This window comes from Aquimarina muelleri DSM 19832 (assembly GCF_000430665.1).
In the GTDB taxonomy this organism is placed as follows: Bacteria; Bacteroidota; Bacteroidia; order Flavobacteriales; family Flavobacteriaceae; genus Aquimarina; species Aquimarina muelleri.
In genome coordinates, this window is the sequence record NZ_AUML01000004.1 from 156,685 (window position 1) to 178,164 (window position 21,480).

Sequence of the window (21,480 nt, forward strand, 5' to 3'; positions counted from 1 at the left end):
CCAAAAAATTAAAACTGTTGTCCTATGATAAAATGGGGTTCCCATCCGTTTGGTTCATTTGTTCCTGGAATGGGATCAAATCCATATCCGAAATCCATACCAAGCAATCCAAAAGCTGGCATAAAGATACGTAAACCTACTCCGGCAGAGCGACTTAATTGAAAAGGATTGAATCTTTTGAAGCTGTCATAAGTAGCTCCTCCTTCTATAAATCCTAACATATATATAGACGCTGCTGGCTTTAATGTTATAGGATAACGAAGTTCTAACGAATATTTATTATAAATTGTTGTTCCATCGGCATCAAAATCTTGACTATTAGCTCTACTAGCAGGTGTTAGAGACCGATCTTTATACCCTCTTAGTGCTACGATTTCTCTACCATCAAGGCTATTTGCACCTAGTTGAGTTCCTCCTAAGAAAAAACGTTCGAAAGGAATATTTCCTCTATCGTTATTATAAGCTCCTAAGAAACCGTATTCTACACTTGTTTTTAGAACTAGTGGGTTTTTGCCTAGCTTAACTAAACTAGTATACCATGAACCATCAAATTTTAGTTTGTAATATTCTAACCACTTAAAACGCTCTTGATCAATCTCTCCTATTTCCTTATATCGTTCTAAGTTTATACTAGGATTATTAATAATCCCAGGGTTTTCATTTTCGATTGTATCTCTTCTGTCTTTTAATGCGCTATAATCTACACCATCAAACAGAGAATATGGAACAGATAGTTTTGCAACTATATTAAATTCGGATCCACCTGTGGGGAAAACAGGGTTTATGGTAGTGTTATTTCTGTTAAGCCCTATAGTATAAGACAAATCATTAGCAAAACCATTACCAAAAGTAAATAGTCGTGTGTTGTAATTTTTAAGATTATAATGTCTTACACTAACTGCTTGGGATAGTGTAAAATAGTTGTCGGGCCAATTTAATCTTTTTGCGATACCAATGGATCCTCCTGTTATTAAAAACTTGTTATTTCTATTTACATCTCTACGATTAGTAAGCAAATATTGTATAGTGTGAGAGAAAGAAGTAGATAATTGATACGGTCTTTTTCCTCCAAGCCAAGGTTCTACAAATGAAAGACTGTAGGTTTGAAAAGATCTACTTGCTTGGGCTCTGACTCTAAGGGTTTGTCCATCTCCCATTGGTAGGGGGCTATAGGAGTCTTTATTAAAGATGTTTCGGATAGAGAAATTACTAAATGCTAATCCTAGTGTACCTACAAAACCACCTCCGCCAAAACCTCCTTGAAGCTCAATTTGACTAGATCCTTTTTCTACCAAAGGATAGTTAATATCTATAGTTCCTGCTTGTGGATTTGCATTTTTAAATTGAGGTTCTAATTGTTCAGGATCAAAAAATCCTAACTGTCCCAATTCTCTAACTGTGCGAACAACAAGTTCTTTGCTGTAGCGTTGACCAGGCTTTGTTCTAAGTGTTCTATAAATCACATGGTCATTTGTTTTGTCATTTCCGCTAATTGTAATATGTTCAAAGTGAGTTAGTTTCCCTTCTCTTATTCTGATTTCAAAGTCTATGGTGTCATTATAGACTTTAGTCTCTACAGCATCAATAGAAGAAAATAAATACCCATTGTTTTGGTATAGGTTAGTAAGATCATCTGCATCAGGTTTGCTATTATCTGAAACTTGCTTTTCCAAAAGAACACCGTTGTAAACCTCTCCTTTTTTAATAACTAATTGTCTTGCTAATTGTCGATCTGTGTATACACTATTTCCTAAAAATGTAATATTACCAAAGTAATGTTTATTACCTTCATCTATATTAAGGTTTAAAGACACACTTTTATCACTTTCTATAACTAAGCTATCCGAAGTAATACGAGCATCTCTATATCCTTTTTCTTTATATTTTATAATGATATTATTTTTGTCTTCTTCGTAATCTGCTCGTATATATTTTGATCGTTTCCAGAATCTTAATGGTTTTCTGCGTTTAGTGTTTTTCATAGCGCTACGAACCATTGCGTCAGTAAGTTGTTGATTACCTTCGATATTGATATTGTCTACTTTAACTTTATCTCCTTTATCGATAAGAATTACCATATTTACCTTATTGTTAACTACTGTGTCTTTAACAGGTATAGTGTTGATAACAACTTTTGTATTTAGGAAACCATCTTTTCTGTACTTATTTGAAATAAAGTTACGAGTAGTGGTTATAAGGTTTTCCGTTACTTTAGCTCCTTTGGTTAGCCCATTGTCTTTGATTAACTGTTCGGATTTACGCTTTTTAACACCTTTTATTCGAATTTGATTTAGTTCTGCTACTTCTTGAATGTTAATTTCAAGATCAGCTACATCGCCATTTACATTACTTATGTAAAAATTAATATCACTAAATAATTCAAGATCCCATAATTTTTTGATGACTTTGCTTATTCGATCTCCGGGAAGAAAAATGCGTTCTCCCTTTTTAAGTCCGGTAAAAGTAATTACGGTGTTTTCATTATAACTGGTTATACCAGTTACTTTAATATCTCCAATGGTGTATTGTTTCCCGTTAGCACTAGGTATATTTTGTGCAAAAAGTGATGTTGATATTAATAATGCGAGTAACGTAAAATACGCAATAGGTAATTTTTTTGTCATTTCTTTAACTGAGCTGCTCACTAGTTTTTCCAAATCTTCTTTCTCTTTTTTGATAATTGAATATGGCCTCGAATAAATCTTCTTTTTTAAAATCTGGCCATAAAATTTCTGTAAAATATAATTCTGCATACGCAATCTGCCATAATAAAAAATTACTAATACGTTGTTCTCCACTGGTGCGTATTAATAAATCTACATCTGGTAGATTTTTTGTATACAAATGCTCATTAATGACTGATTCATTTATAAGATGTGGCGAAATTACATCATTTTTAACTTTAATGCTTATTTCTTGAATAGTTTTTATAAGCTCTTCCCGACTTCCGTAACTTAGTGCAAGGGTAAGCGTCATGTGACTATTAGTTTTTGTTTTTTCTATAACCTGCAAAAGTTCGGTTCTTGCTTTTTTTGGTAAAGATTGCAAATTTCCAATAGCATTAAGCTTTATATTGTTGTTTTGTAGTGTTTTAATCTCTTTTTTTAAAGCGTTTACTAAAAGCTTCATCAAGGTGTCTACTTCAAGTTTTGGTCTGTTCCAGTTCTCTGTAGAAAACGCGTAAAGAGTAAGGTATTTAACCCCGATTTCAGCACAATTTTCTACTACTTCACGAACGGCTTTAGATCCATTTTCGTGACCAACAGCTCTAAATAAACCTTTCTTTTTTGCCCATCTCCCGTTGCCGTCCATAATAATAGCAACGTGCTTTGGGATATTAGAATTTAGTTGTTTTTTATCAATCATTTTTAAAAAGCACAATAACAAGGTATCTTACCCCATGTGTAAGATATTGTTATGCCGGTAAATATGTACCAGTCGTTGTTGTTTAAATTACCAAATCCAGTACCAAACCTGTCGTCAGGATTACTACCATCTATATTGTCTGTAAATGTATATCTTGCACCTATTTCTGCACCTATTACAAATTTTCGACCTAATGTTTTTTTAACACCTAATACCATTGGAATCGCAAAACTCCATTTGTCACTATATGCATCAATTTTATTATTATTATCAATGGCTTGAGCGCCATAGTTAAATGTTGTAATTCCTGAATATAGATATGGGGTAAACTGGGATTCTCCATCGTAAAGATACCAATCCCAGAAGTTAAATTCCATTCCGATAGATATTTCTTTTACAGAATTAGTGAAACTTAACCCTCTTTGTTTTCTTCTTTCGTCTCCTTTGCTGTCATTAGAATTGAGTTCTGCATATAAAAATGATGCTCTAAATGCATGTCGTTTACTTCGGTTCCATTTTCCTATTGCTCCAAAAGCAATATCATTGGGAGAAATATAGTATGTAGATCCTACATCTCCTACATAGTTAGCTCCTCCAGCCATCAATCCTACTTCGTAAGTTTGTGACGTGATAGTTTGTGTAAAAAACACAATGATTATAAGTGATGCTAAGTATCTCATAGATTTTCAAAAGTTTGCAAATATAACAATTAACTTTACTACACAAGAATTTGAGTAAAATAGTATGAATAAAAAACACTTTTTAATGTAATTTATTGTTCAATTGCGTTTATCTTCCCCCCAAAGCATCTTTTTACGTAAGGTTTTTAGAAAGCTATTTTCTTTAAGTATAACCATATTGATTTTAAAAGAAGCTTTTTTGATCACTACAGTAGTCTCATTAGGTAAAGTGTGTATTCTAGAATCTAATGAAACTAGATAAGCATCTTCTCTGCCAGATACTCGTAGCTGTATTTCTTGATTGTCCGGAATAACTAAAGGTCTTGCGTTAAGATTGTGGGGTGCGATGGGGGTAAGTACCATGTTTTCTGCATCAGGAGTCATTACAGGTCCGCCACAACTCAAAGAATACCCTGTGGAGCCCGTAGGAGTTGCTACAATTAAGCCGTCTGCCCAGTAGGTAGTGAGAAATTCATCATTAAGACTAGTGTGTACTGTTATCATAGATGTTGTATTTCTTCTGCTTACTGCAATTTCGTTCATGGCAAAATTTAATACCCCAAATTCTTCTGTTGCAGGTAGGGTTTCTATGGTAACTAGACTTCTTGGAGAGATATGGTATTCTTTATTTAAAATAAGTGCTATACTGTCTTTAATTTCTTCTTTTTGAATTGTGGCTAAAAAACCTAGCCTACCTGTGTTTATCCCTGCAATTGGTATACCAAGATCTCTTACGTATGTAATCGTTTTTAAAATGGTGCCATCTCCTCCTATACTAAAAAAAAGATCATAAGAGGTGTCTAATTCTTCAAAAGTGCTAAAATGCGAATATGTTTTAGTAATCTCATCATGAAGATTTATTAATTCCAGAAAGTTTTTTTCAATTACAACCTCGACACTGTTTTTGTCAAGAGTTTCTAATAACTGTTGTATGTAAATTCCAGAATTTTTATGATAAAATTGACCATATATACCGATCTTCATTATAAATTTAATTTGTGTTAATGATGGGTTGAGTATACTAATTTTATATGTTTAGGTATTTTTCTAAATATTTAGACCTTTCTTTTAAGTTTGTTAAAAATGTGTCTTCAGGGTGTTTAGAAATGATGTTGTAGCTATATCTCCTAAATGTTTGTACAATATTATTAAGATCACTATCACTTATTTTTAGAGTTATTTGTGCAACATCATTTTTCATTTTAGAAATAAATAAACCCAATATCTTTGCGTTATTAGATTCGACTATTTGCGAAATTTCGCTAAAAGAGTAATCTAAAATACCTTTTTCTATGATAAGGATGTTTCCTGGCTCGCTTAAAAAAGGAGTTTCGTTAAAAAAAGTAATGATATCTCCTAGCTCAAAAAATCCCAAATATTTGTTGTGATCATCTAGAACGGGCATTATGTTAGAATTATTTTTAGCAAATGATTCTAGAATATCTAGCCAATTGTCATCACTTCTGGTATAAAAACCCTCTAGAGAATATTGGTATGCCTCTAGTGTCTTGTCTGTTTCAAAACAACGTATATCTGTTTCTGAAACACAGCCAAGATAAACATCATCTTTAATAACAGGGAAATGAGTGTAGGTAAGTTCGTTAAATAGTAATTGAGCATCAGTAACTTTTACCGATAAATCAAGAGGTTCTATTTCATTAACAATATATAAACTTGTTTTCATAATTTATAAGGGACTATCATTATGCAAAATAATCAAAAAATATACAATCAAGGCGTTCTCAAGTTTGTATTTTTGCTTTTTCAGTATAAAGACATCAAAAACTATGACAAAGTTAAGTGTTAATGTTAATAAAATTGCAACGTTACGTAATTCTAGAGGAGGAAATACTCCTAACTTGATACAAGTAGCTATAGATATTCAGAATTTTGGGGGTCAGGGTATAACAATACATCCAAGACCCGATGAGAGACATATTAGATATCAAGATGCATATGATCTTAAGCCTGTTGTTGTTACAGAATATAATATAGAAGGTAATCCTGTTCCTAAATTTTTGGATCTGGTGTTAGATATTAAGCCTACTCAGGTTACTCTGGTTCCTGATGCAGAAGATGCAATAACCAGTAATGCTGGATGGGATACAAAAAAGCATATGGGATTTTTGAAAGAAGTGATTTCTGAATTTAAACGTAACGGAATACGAACCTCTATATTTGTAGATCCTGTTTTAGATATAATTGAAGGAGCGGCTACTACGGGTGCTGATAGAATAGAGTTGTATACCGAAGAGTTTGCGTCAGAATATACTAAAGGAAATTCTGAAGCTATTATACCTTATGCAAAATGCGCTCAACTTGCAATAGATCTAAATCTTGGAGTTAATGCAGGTCATGATTTGTCTTTAGATAATATTAAGTTTTTTAAAGAAAATATCCCAGGTCTTTTAGAGGTTTCTATTGGGCATGCCTTAATAAGTGAGTCTATTTATTTGGGGCTTGAGAATGTAGTTAATATGTATTTAAATCGTCTTAAATAATTTTTTCATTATGAAATTATATGCTAATGTTTTTGGAAACGGTTTTCCTATCATAATTCTGCATGGTTTTTTAGGAATGGGGGATAATTGGAAGACTTTAGGAAAAAAAATATCGGACCAAGGCTTTCAAGTGCATTTGTTAGATCAGCGAAATCATGGTAGAAGTCCTCATAGCGAGGTGTTTAATTATGATTCGTTGGCGGAAGATTTAAAGACCTATTGTAACGATCATGGGTTAGATAAAATTAATCTTTTAGGGCACTCTATGGGGGGTAAAACAGCAATGCTTTTTGCTGTAAAATATCCAGAATTATTGAGTCGTTTAATAATTGTAGATATTGGGCCAAAATATTACCCATTACATCATCAGGATATTTTAGATGGACTAGATTCTTTAGATTTTGAAGTATTAAAATCCAGAGGAGATGTTGATGTGGCTTTAGAGGGATATGTTCCTGATGCAGGAGTTCGGATGTTTTTACTTAAAAACCTATATTGGAAAGAAAAAAACATGTTGGGGTTGCGAATGCATTTAAAGGCTCTGATTAACAATGCAAGCGAAATAGGAGTAGAACTTCCTGAGGATGATATTTACCTAGGGGAAACACTTTTTCTTAGAGGGGAAAAATCAAACTATATACTGGAGAAGGATCAGATAAGAATTAAAAAACAATTTCCAGACTCTAAGATTTTAGAAATTTCTAATGCAGGGCATTGGTTACATGCAGAAAATCCTAAAGATTTTTTTAAAGAAGTATTAGAATTTATCAATAAATAAGCAAAAAATACTATGTATGCATAATATTTTGATGATTTCGTTGTATTATTGGTATTTTCTATTAAATTTGGTAAATCAATTTTTTCAAAATCCTAAAATAACAAAATAATTCTAAATTAATTATGAAAAAACTATTATTATTAGTTCTATTTGTCTTGGTGACTTTGGTCACGTATGCAGGTGGATATAGAGTTAGTGTACAAGGACAGAGGGCTATGGCTATGGGGCATACAGGGGTAGCAGTGGTTAATAGTGCAGAACTGGTATTCTTTAATCCAGCAGGTCTTGTATATTTAGAAAATAAACTAAATGTTAGTGTTGGAGCAAGTGGTATTTTTACCGATGTAATCTTTCAGAATGAAGATTTAGGCATTTCTTATGAAACAGATAGTTCTGTAGGTACTCCTCTTAATTTGTATGGTTCTTATAGAGTAAACGATTGGATGTCTGTGGGTCTTGGTGTTTATACACCATACGGTAGTGAGGTTACGTGGCCAACGGATTGGGCAGGATCTCATTTAGTAAATAATATCGATCTTGCTGCAATTTATATTCAGCCAGTGGTTTCTTTTAAGATTTCGGATTATTTTAGTATTGGTGGTGGGCCAATCTATGTTATAGGTTCAGTAAACTTTAATAGAAATCTTAGTAGAACACTTTCTGATATAGACGGGAATCGTTCTAATGTTACTGTAGAGGATTCTGGTGTTACTAAATGGGGATGGAGTGTAGGCGCTATGTTTAATCCGACAGAAAATTTGCGTTTAGGGTTTAATTACCGAAGTGAAATTATTGTGGAGGTTGAAGGAGGAGAAGCTACATTTTCGAACCTTCCTAATTCTACCGCGGTTCCATTAACTAACGGAACTACTACTTTTGATGCCGCTTTGCCTTTGCCAGCAGAGTTAACAGTTGGTTTGTCATATGAATATAATAAATGGGTTTTTGCATTTGATTATAACAGGCAGTTCTGGGGAGTGTACAAATCTTTAGATATCGATTTTGGAAGTACACCTACAGGCCCGGATTCTGTAAATCCTCGTAACTATAAAGACTCTTCGGCATATCGTTTAGGGTTGCAATATCAAGCAACAGATAAAATTACTTTAAGAGCTGGGTATTATCGTGATGAATCTCCTGTGCAAGCAGGTTTTTTTGCGCCAGAAACTCCACGTAATGATTCAGATGGTTTTACAGGAGGTTTGAGCTACGCTATAACACCTAAACTGGCTATAGATGCTTCTTTCTTTTATTTGAAGTTTAAAGAGGTAGATGCTTCTTATGATCATTATAAAGAGAATGGGCAGGAAGTTCCTTTTGGGGGAACGTATAAATCTAGTGCTTTTGCACCTGGACTTGGTTTAACTTATAAAATGTAATAAAGATGACGAGGAAAAATATAAAATATTTTGCGATTCTGGCATTAGGATTAATAGCTTGTGAACCAGAATTTGATACTCCAATCGATGGAGCAGAGGTTTATGTGAGTGGTAAACTAGATTTAAGTAATTATGTTGCTCTAGGTAATTCTCTTACGGCTGGTTATGCAGACGGTGCATTATATATTACGGGGCAAGAAAATTCATATCCAAATATATTGGCTCAGCAATTTAAATTAGCAGGAGGAGGAGAGTTTATGCAGCCGTTAATGGCTGATAATACTGGTGGAGCTTTGTTAGGAGGGAATCAGATTTTAGATAATAGATTTGTATTAGTTTTTGATGATAAAGGTAAGCCAGTAGGTCCAGCTGTATACACAGGAGCTAAACCTACTACAGATGTTTCTAATAAATTAACAGGTTCTTTCAATAATATGGGGGTTCCGGGTGCAAAAAGCTATCATCTTGCAGCTCCTGGGTATGGTAATGTAGCAGGAGTACAAGCAGGTTTGGCAAATCCTTATTTTGCAAGATTTGCATCATCTTCAGAAACTACAGTTATTGCGGATGCAGTAGCTCAAAAGCCAACATTTTTTAGCTTGTGGATAGGTAATAATGATATTCTTAGTTATGCTACTTCTGGTGGAGTGGGTGAGGATCATAATGTTACAGGTAATTTAGTGCCATCTACTTATGGTTCTAATGATATTACGAATAATAATGTGTTTGCATCTGTTTATAGCGATTTAGTAAAAGCTCTTGCTGTTAATGGAACCGAAGGGGTATTGTTAGATATACCAGACATTACTTCTGCTCCATTTTTTACAACAGTACCTTTTGCGCCGCTAAATCCTTTGGATCCAAGTTTTGCTGCGCAAATACCAACACTTAATGCTACATATGCTGGTTTAAATATGGCTTTTACAGCTTTAGGTGTTCCAGAGAGAGCAATACAATTTTCTGCTACAACAGCTAGTGCTGTGGTTATCAAAGATGAATCCCTTACAGATATAACGGCAGGTCTTACAGTTGCTTTAGGAGGGGCATTTGGTCCTTTGGCTCCAATTGTTGCTGCTCAATATGGTCAAGCAAGGCAGGCTAAAAGTTCGGATTTATTAACGCTAAGAAGTTCAGGAGTTATTGGTAAAGTAAATACGGCTAGGGTTGCAGAATTAATTGGGATGGGAGTGCCAAAAGAAACAGCAGGTCAATTGTCTGTAAACGGACTTACGCTTCCGTTAGAGGATAAGTATGTTTTAATTCCAGAAGAACAGACAGCAATAAAAATAGCGCAAGATTCTTATAACGCTACTATTAAGGCTGTTGCAGGGGCTAATGGTTTGGCGTTTGTAAGTGCAAAATCGTTATTGTTACAAGTAGCAGAAACTGGAGTGTCTTTTGATGGAGGGGTTGTTACTTCAACTTTTGCATCTGGAGGAGGGTTTTCTTTAGATGGTGTTCATCCTACTCCAAGAGGACATGCATTGGTTGCTAATGCATTGTTGGAAGCTCTTGAAGAAACTTATGAAGCTAAATTCCCAAGGGTTAATATAGGTAATTATGGTACCGTTACTGCTAATAACGAAGTGAATTAATAAGATATTTAAAAAAAATATATTTTAAACCTGCTGTTTTTTAGCAGGTTTTTTTTATTAAAAAGAGATAAAGTTTATCTTTGAAGTATGAATTTTCTACTTAAACTTATTTTAAGTGCTCTAGCAGTACTTATTTTAGCTAAAATCCTTCCAGGAGTGGAGGTGGATAATTATGTGAGTGCTTTGATTGTTGCGGCTGTTTTAGCTGTCTTAAATTCGATAGTAAAGCCTTTATTGGTTATTTTGACATTGCCTGCTACGATACTTACTTTAGGGTTGTTTCTTTTAGTAATTAATGCTGCGATTATTTTATTGGCAGATTATTTTATAGCAGGTTTTAATGTAGGTGGTTGGTTGTGGGCGCTGATCTTTAGTATCTTGTTGTCTATATTTCAATCTATACTACATTCTATTTTAAAGAAAGATAAAAATTAATGTAACGCTTGCTGTTTTTCAGGGAGTTAAAAATTTGTTGTGATGTAAAAAAGTATTACTTTTGCAACCCAATTTTTAGTAGTAAACGAAGAGATAATGAATATTTCAAAAGAGCAATTAGACGAATTGAATGCGGTGGTAACGGTAGATATCGCTAAAGAAGACTATAGTGATAAGGTAGAAAAAATCCTTAAAGACTATCGTAAAAATGCTAATATTCCTGGTTTTAGAAAAGGCCACGTTCCTATGGGGCTTGTGAAAAAGCAGTATGGAAAAGCCGTTTTGGTAGACGAAGTTAATAAGCTATTACAAGATGCATTAAATAAATATCTTACTGAAGAGAAATTAGATGTTCTAGGAAATCCTCTTCCTAAAGAACAAGAAAATTTTGATTGGGATACAGATAGTTATTCTTTTGAGTTTGAACTAGGGTTAGCTCCAAAATTTGAAGTAACTCTCAATGGGAAAAAAGCAGTTACTCATTATAAGATAGTTGCTACAGAGGAGATGATAGATAACCAGATTAAAACCATTCAAAAACAATATGGTAAGTTGGTTCCTAAAGATATTGTAGAAAAAGAAGATCTAATAGCCGGTTCTTTTACTAACGAAGAAAAAGGAATAGATAATGCAACTACAATATCGCTTGAAAAGATTAAAGGAAAAAAGAATCTAGATAAATTTATTGGAGCAAAAGTAGGAGATGTTATTACTTTAAAAACAAAAGGATTATTTAGTGATAATCATGATTTAATTAGTGCTTTAAAAATAGAACATGATGAAGCTCATGATTTAGATATCGAAGTGGTTTTTACCATTTCAGAGATAAATAATCAGGAACTTGCTGATTTAGATCAAGAATTGTTTGATAAGTTATTTGGCCCAGGAGTTATTAAAACAACTACAGAGCTTAAGGATAAAATTAAAGAAGATGCTGAGCGTCAATTTGAACAACAATCAGAACAACAATTGCTTAATGATATTACTGAAAATATACTAGAAAACACTAAGTTTGACCTTCCTATAGAGTTTTTGCAAAAGTGGATTCGTACAACAGGGGAGCAGCCTTTAACAGATGATGAAGCAAAAGACGAATATGAAAAAAGTGAAAAAGGACTTCGTTACCAGTTAATAGAGGGAAAAATTATTAAGGATAATAATCTGCAGGTAACTTTTGAAGAATTAAAAGATTTTTCTAAAGACCTAATTAAAAAACAGATGGCTCAGTTTGGGCAAAATTCTCCAGAAGATAAAGAGTTAGAAGATATTGCAGCTAGAATATTGTCTAATCAGGATGAGGTTAAGAGAATGTCAGAACAATTAATGAGTAAAAAAATGTTAAATTTCTTTAAAGAAAACGCTAAGCTTAAAGAGAAAGAAATGAGCTTTGATGAATTTATAAAAGAAGTTTACAAATAATTAATGTTGTAATTTACTAAGGAATTTATACTTATATTTAGGGCGTTAAACTATCTTTAGGTTAACGCTTTTTTTATCAATAAAAATTCAGAAAATAAAGATATGGATTACGCGAAAGAATTCGAAAAATACGCTACGAAACATCAAGGTATTAATAGTAATTATTATAATCAGATCATCAGTAGTATGTATCCGGTGGGTATGACTCCTAATATTATAGAAGAACGTCAAATGAATATAGCTATTTTTGATGTTTTTTCAAGATTAATGATGGATCGTATTATATTTTTAGGGACAGGTATTAATGATCAGGTAGCTAATATTGTTCAAGCACAATTATTATTTCTTGAAAGTGTAGATTCTACAAAAGATATTCAAATTTACCTTAATTCCCCAGGAGGAAGTGTTTATGCTGGGTTAGGTATTTACGATACTATGCAGTTTATAAAACCAAATGTAGCTACGATTTGTACAGGTATGGCTGCATCTATGGGTGCTGTATTGTTGTGTGCTGGAGAAAAAGGAAAGCGTTCTGCATTACCACATAGTCGGGTTATGATTCATCAGCCATTAGGTGGTGCTCAAGGGCAGGCAAGTGATATAGAAATCACTGCACGAGAGATTTTGATTTTAAAAGAAGAATTATATAAAATTATAGCCAAACATTCTGGGCAGACCTATGATAAGGTATACGAAGATAGTGATAGGGACTACTGGATGAAAGCGGATAAAGCTTTGGAATATGGTATGATTGATGAAATTTTAAGTAGAGAATGATATAATTTTTCGTGCTAATCGAAATAAAGGATATTTGTAATTCCTATATATTGTATAGTATAGCAAGAAAGATTTTTATGAAAATGAAACTAAAATAACTATGGCCAAGGAAGATTTAGAATGCTCTTTTTGTGGGAGAAAAAAACCTGAAACTAATTTACTTATAGCTGGATTGGATGCTCATATATGTGATAGATGTATTGTTCAAGCAAATGGAATTGTAGTGGAAGAGGCTAAAGATGAGGAGACAGGTGAGCTTAGTAGCGAATTAATGCTTCGTAAGCCTATGGCGATCAAAAAATTCTTAGATGAATACGTTATAGGACAAGAGTTTACTAAAAAAGTAATGTCTGTAGCAGTATATAATCACTATAAAAGATTATTGCAACCAAAAACAGATGATGATATTGAAATACAGAAAAGTAATATCATTATGGTTGGGCAAACAGGAACTGGTAAAACATTAATGGCTAAAACTATAGCCAAAATGCTTAATGTACCTCTAGCAATAGTAGATGCTACGGTACTTACTGAGGCAGGGTATGTTGGTGAAGATGTAGAGAGTATTCTTACAAGACTTCTTCAGGCAGCAGATTACAATTTGGAAAAAGCACAGCGAGGTATTGTATTTATTGATGAAATAGATAAAATAGCACGTAAAAGTGATAATCCAAGTATTACTAGAGATGTTTCTGGAGAAGGAGTGCAGCAAGCACTACTTAAGTTGTTAGAAGGAACTGTAGTAAATGTTCCGCCAAAAGGAGGGAGAAAACATCCTGATCAAAAGTTTATAGAGGTTAATACCGAAAATATTCTTTTTATTGCAGGGGGAGCTTTTGATGGTATAGAAAAAAGCATACAAAAGAGATTAAATATGCAAGCAGTTGGATATAGTGCTTCTAAAAGTGAAGATACTATAGAGAAAGATAATCTGCTTCAGTATATTATACCAAAAGATTTAAAAGATTTTGGTCTGATTCCAGAAATTATAGGTAGATTACCTGTTCTTTCTTATATGGATCCTTTAGACGAAGAAACTCTTAGGTCTATATTGACTGATCCTAAAAATGCTATTATAAAACAATATAAAAAGCTGTTTGAAATGGACGATATAAATTTCTCCATAACAGACGAAGCACTAGATTATATTGTAAAAAAGGCTATGGAATATAAGTTAGGAGCAAGAGGTCTTAGATCTCTGTGTGAAGCGATTTTAACAGATGCAATGTTTGAGATGCCAGAAAGTGAAGAAACGGAGCTTACTGTGGATAAGGATTATACAGAAAAGAAATTAAATAAGTCTACGATTAAAAAACTTAAAGCTGTTTCTTAAATATTGCTAAATATATCAACTATAAAAAAACACCTTTATTCGTTCAATAAAGGTGTTTTTTTATAGTTGATATATTAGTTTTTTTACTTTTTTATAGTTCTTAAAATTTATAAATTAGTAAGGATGTTTTCTGTGTTTTTTAGATCAAGAATTTTATTACCTAAAGATATTTCAAATTCATTCTGTCTAATTAGAGCCTCATAAAATGTGATTTTAGATATTTCACTATAACAAGCATCATCTTCTAGTATTTGTTCTGCTTTCAATGTTATAGGTGTCGGAATATCCGTATTTTTATTATTACTTACAACTGCAATTTCATTAGTTGTAGTTGGGTCTGTAATTTTGATTTCTTGTGCGTTAATTCCTGTAAAAAATAATAATAAAATAAAGCAAGATATCGTAGTTCTCATATATTGGGGCTTTGTTATTTTTATAACTATCTGGTTACAAATTTAATATGAAAAATTCATGTTATAAAATGATTTTATGTTTTTTAGACTAAACGCTTTTTTTGAACGATGAAACACCCTTTTTTTTGTTAAAAACGGCAATTCTTACATAATATTTTTACGGTTTAACCGTAAAAATATTTGATTATTTACCTAATACCTTCTTTTTAAAGGTCGTATAATGTTTTTTTTTAGGTTAAGAATAAGAATTAGTTTTATTCAAGTTGATAAGCTCTTCCATATAGGTTCGTTTATTAGATAGCCTAGGTATTTTATGTTGCCCTCCTAATTTGTTATTCTTTTTAAGCCAGTCATAAAAAAGATTTGGTCTTGCTACACGTATTTGAAGAATATTAAGTGTTGTATTGCAATATCTTTTAGCTTCGTAATCACTGTTTACTTGTTGTAAGTTTTGATCTAAGATATTTATGAACTCATTAATGTTTTCAGGGTGTTTTTTGAATTCTATAATCCATTCATGTGCACCTTTTTCTTTTTCTTTCATGAAAATTGGAGCTACAGTATAGTCTATGATTTCGGTATTAGTTGTTTGAATGGTTTTCCTAAGAGCTTCTTCTGCATTTTCGATAATAAGTTCTTCTCCAAAAACATTAATATGATGTTTGGTTCTTCCAGAAACTTTTATTCTATAAGGGTTTATGGAAGTGAAACGTACAGTATCTCCAATTTTATAACGCCATAATCCTGCATTGGTAGTAATAATAATGGCGTAATTTTTATCAATTTCTACCTCGCTTAATGGAATTACTTTTTCATTATCAGAGCCATAAGTATCCATTGGAATAAATTCATAAAAGATTCCATAATCTAACATTAGCAATAGTTCTGAAGAGTTGTTGTGATCCTGAATTGCAAAAAAACCTTCAGAAGCATTGTATATTTCATAATATTTAAAAGAACTTTCGGGCAAGATTTTTTGGTATTGATCTTTATATGGATCAAAATTTACTCCTCCATGAAAATATACTTCAAGATTATTCCATATTTTAAAGAGATTTTCACTTCCAGTAGTTTCTAAAACTTGATTAAGTAAAACTAGCATCCAAGAGGGAACACCTGCTAGGCTAGTTACATTTTCTTGAATAGTTTCGTTAACGATAGCCTTCATTTTAAATTCCCAATCACTCATTAAAGAGACTTCGTTATTTGGCGTAGAGCTATATTCTGCCCAAAAAGGCATATTGTCTATTATGATAGCAGAAAGGTCGCCATATGAGGTTCCATTCTCCTTATACAACTCTTTGCTGCCTCCTAATCGAAGGCTTTTTCCTGTAAATAATTTAGAATTTTCATTATTATTAAGATACATACATAAAAGGTCCTTTCCTGCAGCAAAATGACAGCCTTCTAAAGATTCCTCACTAACGGGTATAAATTTGCTTTTTGAGCCAGTGGTACCACTTGATTTAGCAAACCACTTAATAGGAGTAGACCAAAAAATATTATGTTCTCCTAAGCGACTTCTTTCTATCATGGCTTCATAGTCTTCATAAGATCTTATTGGAACTCGTTCTTTAAAAGTTTCATAATTGCTTATAGTAGCAAAATCATAGATTTTTCCAAATTCAGTATTTTTAGCAGTTTCCAATAGGACATGCAATAACTCTAGCTGAACCTCATTTGGATATTTGAGGAATAGTTCTATTTGATGAAAACGCTTTTTTAGAAACCAGCTGGCTATAGAATTAACTAATGGGATTGGCATTTTTTGATGTATATTTAACCAAAAATAGAATTAACTCATTTTATTATTAAATTGAGACAAACTATTTTTGGTAAGTGTGAATTAAAAACTAAAATAATAAAAATAATCACATTCTTCTTATACTATAGTTATATAACGAGATTTTTATGCAATATACAGGGGTGCTTACAAAAATGCGGACAGAATTAGAAGATCCGATTCAATATTATTTAATTTTTGAATCTGATTTCATTAATATGAACCAATTGTTAAATAAAAAAATTCAAATAGAATTTGTGAAATATCAATGCCTTGGTTGTGGAAAAAATAAAAAAATATTTAGACAAGGATATTGTTATGATGATTTTTATAATAAACCACAAGTAGGAGATTGGGTAATGCGACCAGAATTAAGTACTGCACATTTGGATATAGAGGATAGGGATATTGAGTTTGAAAAGAAAGCACAGCTTCAACCGCATATTGTTTATTTAGCTAATTCTAGCAATGTTAAAGTTGGGGTAACTCGAAAATCACAAATACCTACCAGATGGATAGATCAAGGAGCGCATGAAGCAATAGAGATTGTAGAGGTTCCTAATCGATATTTAGCAGGTATCACCGAAGTTGCCCTAAAAGAAAAGGTTGCAGATAAAACTAATTGGAGGACTATGCTTAAGAATGAAATAGTTGATGAAAATCTAGTTGAATTTAAAAATAAATTAAAGGATTTTATACCAGAGGAAGTAAAGGAGTATTTTATAGAAAATGGAAAAGAAACAGAGATTCATTTTCCTGTATTGCAATATCCAAATAAGTTAAAAAGTCTTAACCTAGAAAAAACACCAGAGTTTACTGGTGTTCTTAAAGGTATAAAAGGGCAGTATCTTATTTTTGAAGATAACACTGTTTTTAATGTTAGAAATAATGAAGGATATGTAGTTAATATGAAAATTTTCTAAGTAGGATTTTTCTGAATCAGCTTTAGTTCTTCTTTCCCATATACTTCACATTGTTGTAATGTACTGTTTATATCATCAATAGTTGTTCTAGGGTTTATAAGACACATTCTTAATACAATTTGACCTTGTAAAACGGTGGTTACTAATAACGCTTCTCTTGAATCTACTATCTTTTTAGAAATATTTTGATTAATAGAATCTAGTTCTTTTTCAGATAAACCTTGTCCAATAGGGTTATATCTAAAGTTTATTATTGCTAGTGTAGCAGGAGAAGTAATTTCCCAATAGGCACTGTTTCTTAAAATATCTTCTGTTTGCTCGGCAAGATCTATATTGTATTGTATTGCTTTTTTAAATGACTCCAGCCCAAATGTTTTTATAGACATATAAAATTTTAGAGCACGAAAACGTCGGGTTAATTGGATGCCATGATCATAAAAATTAATTTCAGACTCATTTCCTTCTATGTCTCTTAAATACTCTGGTTTTTCACTAAAAGTACTACTTAGCCAACTATGGTCTTTGATTAATAGGCAGCCTATTTCGTAGGGTTGATAGAACCATTTATGAGGGTCTACGGTTAATGAATCTGCTCGTTCTATACCTTTTAAAAGTAGTTTTCCTTTACTCGATAGTATAGCCGCACCTCCATAAGCACCATCTACATGCATCCATAAACCTTCTTTCTCACAGATATCTGCAATTTCATTTAAAGGATCTACTGTCCCAGTATTTGTGGTTCCAGCAGAAGCAATAAAACAGAAAGGCTGTAAGCCTTCGAGTCGATCTTTAGCGATCACATTTTTTAACTTATTTAGAGCAACTTTAAATTCTATATCTGTTGGTATGATCCTAATCTGTTCCTTTTTAAAACCAATTACTTTTATAGCTTTAATATTAGAAGAATGTGCTTGATCTGATAGATAAATTATAGCTTTAGAAAAGTCATCTCCACATTTTATTCTTCTAGCTGTAACTAATGCTGTAAGATTTGCCATTGATCCACCACTGGTAAATATACCACCCCCTTTTTTTGTAGGGAATCCAAAAATATTAAGTAACCAGTTCATTACTATTATTTCTAATTCTGCAGCGGCTGGTGAAGCTGCCCAACCACCAGAAAAGATATTAAACCCTGTTGCAATAGTATCCGCCATGGCGCTTATGTAGTTACTGGGGCCAGGTACAAAGGAATAGGATTTTGGATGCGATACAATGTTACTGTTTGGTATGATATTATTCATTACAAAATCTAGAACTTCATTTGCAGGTGTGGGGTTGTCAGGAATATTTTCAGTCAGTAATGAATCCATTTCTTCTCTGGAAGCAAATGTTACTGGTTTTTTTGAGTTTTGAGTTTCAAAATGATTTACAATATGGTCGATAATTTTGTATCCATATTGTTGCATTTCTTCTTTTGATATTCTTAATTTAGAATTGAGGTCATCTCTAGTCACAATACAATATATTTATTAAACTAATCAGCAAATATAGAATAGATAAAATAAAAAATACTTGTATAAATGTTTTAAAAAATAGTATTTTATAATACTAAAAATCTATTAATAGTTTAATAATTTGAAAAGCAGAAATAAGAATGAATACAATTTTTGTAGCTCTAAATATTTTTTCAATGAAGAAGAAAAGCTTGTGATAGACTTTATCTGGTATCAAGCATAGTTGGGCTACGGTTTATATTTATTCTGAAATTGAGGAATAAAAAGAATATTTTATTCGGGTAAATTCAAATGATAAATGGTATTACTATTGGATGTGGTATAGCTAATAAAAAAAAACTATGATTAACTTTAAATCAGAAAGTTTGGGTTTTGTAGTGTTTTTATTTGTAAAAAATACAAGAGATACACGAAGATCAAAAAATGTATACCAAAAAGTAATTTGTGTCCATCGGTTATCCTGAAAAAAAAATCAGATGATTCTGGGTTAAAATTTAAAGAAAGGATGTTAGGGAAGATGTTTTCTTTTATGAAGGGGTTAATAATACCAATATTAGTACCTTGGAATAGATAAAAAATATCAGCAAAATATATTGTTAATAATATGTTTTTTTACTTAGTAGTATCGTATAAATAATCTTACAAGCAAAAATTCAGGGTTTATAAAAATAAATAACAATTATTAAACTGAATGTTGGGTGGATATGATGTAAAGGAATATTTACAAATTATTATTTAAAAGTTACCGTTAATTCCGATTCTCATTTTTTTGATTACTTCTTCAAAGTATAGAATGGTCCAAATTATTTTTTCAGTATCTGCATATGGTACTAATTCTTCTATGGTTTGCTTTGTTGTTTCTAAATTTTTTTGAGTAGAATGAGTGTTATTTCTTAAGGTTTTAACATGTCTTGAATCTTCTTTAATGCCAATGTCATTTAGTCTTATTCCTGGTTCATTAACTAAAGATAAAAAGGGTAGTATAATCATTATTTCTTCAACTCTATCTTGATACAATTTTATAAGATCTCCTTTTTTTAAAGTTTGTAATTCACTAATTGTATGAAATTTAGTTATTTGACTTTTTTTTGTAAAAAAGATAGCATCAGATACTTCTTGAGCAACTACAATAGGGCTTATTGCAATAAAAACAATAAAGATAAAATTGGTAAATATTTTTGACATAGTATTTATAGTGTATATTGTTTAGGTTTAAATTTATTTTTATGAAATTTAGAATAAAAATTTATTGCATTACCATATAGTTGTTTAGGGAACGCTTTAATTTAAATTTGGGAGCAATAACACTATTAGGATCACTAAATAAATCATTTACACTTACAAATTTCTCAGTAAATCTATTGTATTTCAAGATGTTTAAAGCTCCGTTAATTACTTTGTTGTTTGAATCAATACCTTTGCCATGAATATTAAAAAAGCTATTGTCCATCATAAAAGCTTTTTGAATTATAGCAAGAGAGGTGTATGATTGATCAAATTTTACTACATCAGAAAAGCCAGATATTTTGGAATTATGTATATAAGTAATTGCAGAGTTAGAAGCTGATATGGCTGCTGTTGTATGTTGATAATTAGTTTTGTCTGATAAGTTTATAAGATTAGCATTGGTTATTGTAACATCAGTTACAGCACTAGATTTTATAAAGCCAGTATCTTCATTAAATCCATCTAATTTAAGAGCATAAGATCCTTGAGGGCTATTTATGTAAGGGTGTCTAATGGCAAGAATGTTATTTAGATTACCCTTAAAGCCTTCAGTGATTTGGTAGTCATCTCCTTGAGCTTTAAAGGAAATTAATTTGCTTATGTTGTTTTTACCTCCACGAATATTATAAGAATCATTTCCAGAATAGCTAACCATAATATCTTCTATGATAGAGGAGGTTCCTATACCGTATAATGACAGTCCATTAGATGCTATGCCATTTTTTGAAATATTGCCAGGAAACTCGATTCTTACATGTCTTAATATTGTAGTTTCTTCATCTACTTGATTTCCGCCATATACCGAATAAATTGGATTTAAATCTCCTTCGATTATACCGCTTCCAGATATACTATTTACTTTTCCAGATCCAGCAATTATAATGCCACCCCAATCTCCACTATTTCTGGATCTAGACGCTTTACTGGATGTAAAAACAATGGGGTAAGCTTTAGAGCCTACAGCGATTAGTTTTGATCCTTTCGTCATTATTAGACTTGCAGGATTTTTATAGTCACATCGTATTATGGTACCTTCTTGTATGGTTAAAGATGCTCCATTGGTTACATATACCTTTCCAGATAATAAATAAACAACATCACTTCTTAGATAGGTGTGTTCTGAAATTATATTAGGTAATTTCTCTTCTGCTTCTGGATAACCAGTATTATTAGGAGCAAAATCTGTCCATACTTTAAGCCATCTGTCATTATTTTCATTAAAACCTTGTTGAGCATTAATTAAGGTGCAATTGAAAGTTAACAGTAAAATAAAAGTTGTTATTAGAGAACATCTTTTCATGATAGTGGTTTCTTTTGGGGGTTAAAACTTTTGGAGGAAATTTCTTTCTGCCAATTTATAGAATACTAAGATAAAAGAGTTTAGGTAAACTTGGTTACGTTTTTACCGCAAACT

At 32.0% G+C, this 21,480-nt stretch carries 19 protein-coding genes; 9 read left to right on the forward strand and 10 right to left on the reverse strand.

The window, feature by feature from the left end:
- Positions 1–8 precede the first annotated feature (8 nt).
- The 5 genes from bamA to H527_RS0103980 form a co-directional block, all read right to left on the reverse strand.
- Positions 9–2,624 carry an outer membrane protein assembly factor BamA gene (bamA, locus tag H527_RS0103960; RefSeq protein WP_081414548.1) on the reverse strand — a complete coding sequence of 872 codons (2,616 nt, stop codon included), beginning with the start codon at positions 2,622–2,624 and terminating at the stop codon, positions 9–11.
- Between the two features lie 4 nt (positions 2,625–2,628).
- Complete coding sequence (gene uppS, locus H527_RS23460; RefSeq protein WP_027411505.1) at positions 2,629–3,366, reverse strand: undecaprenyl pyrophosphate synthase; 738 nt, start codon at positions 3,364–3,366, stop codon at positions 2,629–2,631.
- Positions 3,367–3,368: 2 nt separating this feature from the next.
- Positions 3,369–4,046: a type IX secretion system protein PorG gene (porG, locus tag H527_RS0103970; protein WP_027411506.1), complete on the reverse strand. Its 678-nt coding sequence runs from the start codon at positions 4,044–4,046 to the stop codon at positions 3,369–3,371.
- A 99-nt stretch (positions 4,047–4,145) separates the two neighbouring features.
- Complete coding sequence (locus H527_RS0103975; protein ID WP_027411507.1) at positions 4,146–5,030, reverse strand: NAD kinase; 885 nt, start codon at positions 5,028–5,030, stop codon at positions 4,146–4,148.
- A gap of 43 nt (positions 5,031–5,073) precedes the next feature.
- Complete coding sequence (locus tag H527_RS0103980) at positions 5,074–5,730, reverse strand: CBS domain-containing protein (protein ID WP_027411508.1); 657 nt, start codon at positions 5,728–5,730, stop codon at positions 5,074–5,076.
- Positions 5,731–5,833: 103 nt separating this feature from the next.
- Here H527_RS0103980 and H527_RS0103985 point away from each other — a divergent pair, with 103 nt between their 5' ends.
- The 8 genes from H527_RS0103985 (at position 5,834) to clpX (ending at position 14,263) form a co-directional block, all read left to right on the forward strand.
- On the forward strand, positions 5,834–6,547 hold the full coding sequence (locus H527_RS0103985) for a pyridoxine 5'-phosphate synthase (RefSeq protein WP_027411509.1): 714 nt from the start codon (positions 5,834–5,836) through the stop codon (positions 6,545–6,547).
- A 10-nt stretch (positions 6,548–6,557) separates the two neighbouring features.
- Entirely contained in the window at positions 6,558–7,325 is a 768-nt protein-coding gene (locus tag H527_RS0103990) for an alpha/beta fold hydrolase (RefSeq protein ID WP_027411510.1), read from the forward strand.
- Positions 7,326–7,447: 122 nt separating this feature from the next.
- Positions 7,448–8,704 carry an OmpP1/FadL family transporter gene (locus H527_RS0103995; RefSeq protein WP_027411511.1) on the forward strand — a complete coding sequence of 419 codons (1,257 nt, stop codon included), beginning with the start codon at positions 7,448–7,450 and terminating at the stop codon, positions 8,702–8,704.
- Positions 8,705–8,709: 5 nt separating this feature from the next.
- Positions 8,710–10,299 carry an SGNH/GDSL hydrolase family protein gene (locus H527_RS0104000; RefSeq protein WP_027411512.1) on the forward strand — a complete coding sequence of 530 codons (1,590 nt, stop codon included), beginning with the start codon at positions 8,710–8,712 and terminating at the stop codon, positions 10,297–10,299.
- A gap of 87 nt (positions 10,300–10,386) precedes the next feature.
- Positions 10,387–10,734, forward strand: coding sequence for a phage holin family protein (locus tag H527_RS0104005; RefSeq protein WP_027411513.1), 348 nt, complete (start codon positions 10,387–10,389; stop codon positions 10,732–10,734).
- 96 nt (positions 10,735–10,830) lie between these two features.
- Positions 10,831–12,153: a trigger factor gene (gene tig, locus H527_RS0104010; protein WP_027411514.1), complete on the forward strand. Its 1,323-nt coding sequence runs from the start codon at positions 10,831–10,833 to the stop codon at positions 12,151–12,153.
- A 102-nt stretch (positions 12,154–12,255) separates the two neighbouring features.
- A complete protein-coding gene (gene clpP / locus H527_RS0104015; protein ID WP_027411515.1) occupies positions 12,256–12,930 on the forward strand; it encodes an ATP-dependent Clp endopeptidase proteolytic subunit ClpP in 675 nt (224 codons plus the stop codon).
- Between the two features lie 100 nt (positions 12,931–13,030).
- On the forward strand, positions 13,031–14,263 hold the full coding sequence (clpX, locus tag H527_RS0104020) for an ATP-dependent Clp protease ATP-binding subunit ClpX (RefSeq protein ID WP_027411516.1): 1,233 nt from the start codon (positions 13,031–13,033) through the stop codon (positions 14,261–14,263).
- Positions 14,264–14,370: 107 nt separating this feature from the next.
- Here clpX and H527_RS0104025 read toward each other — a convergent pair whose 3' ends face one another.
- Positions 14,371–14,676 carry a hypothetical protein gene (locus H527_RS0104025; protein ID WP_027411517.1) on the reverse strand — a complete coding sequence of 102 codons (306 nt, stop codon included), beginning with the start codon at positions 14,674–14,676 and terminating at the stop codon, positions 14,371–14,373.
- A gap of 235 nt (positions 14,677–14,911) precedes the next feature.
- Positions 14,912–16,441, reverse strand: coding sequence for a GH3 auxin-responsive promoter family protein (locus tag H527_RS0104030; RefSeq protein ID WP_027411518.1), 1,530 nt, complete (start codon positions 16,439–16,441; stop codon positions 14,912–14,914).
- Between the two features lie 146 nt (positions 16,442–16,587).
- On the opposite strand from H527_RS0104030, the gene H527_RS0104035 reads away from it, so the two are divergent.
- A complete protein-coding gene (locus tag H527_RS0104035) occupies positions 16,588–17,382 on the forward strand; it encodes a DUF2797 domain-containing protein (protein ID WP_027411519.1) in 795 nt (264 codons plus the stop codon).
- Here the strand turns inward: H527_RS0104035 and H527_RS0104040 are convergent.
- From H527_RS0104040 to H527_RS21370, 3 genes are all read right to left on the reverse strand, one after another.
- Entirely contained in the window at positions 17,379–18,791 is a 1,413-nt protein-coding gene (locus H527_RS0104040) for a pyridoxal phosphate-dependent decarboxylase family protein (RefSeq protein ID WP_035087361.1), read from the reverse strand. The two genes, H527_RS0104035 and H527_RS0104040, sit on opposite strands and share 4 nt — an antisense overlap.
- 783 nt (positions 18,792–19,574) lie before the next feature.
- The gene (locus H527_RS0104045) at positions 19,575–20,024 is read right to left on the reverse strand and encodes a hypothetical protein (RefSeq protein WP_027411521.1); all 450 of its coding nucleotides are present in this window, start codon (positions 20,022–20,024) and stop codon (positions 19,575–19,577) included.
- A 61-nt stretch (positions 20,025–20,085) separates the two neighbouring features.
- On the reverse strand, positions 20,086–21,366 hold the full coding sequence (locus H527_RS21370; protein WP_051316622.1) for a hypothetical protein: 1,281 nt from the start codon (positions 21,364–21,366) through the stop codon (positions 20,086–20,088).
- Positions 21,367–21,480 lie beyond the last annotated feature (114 nt).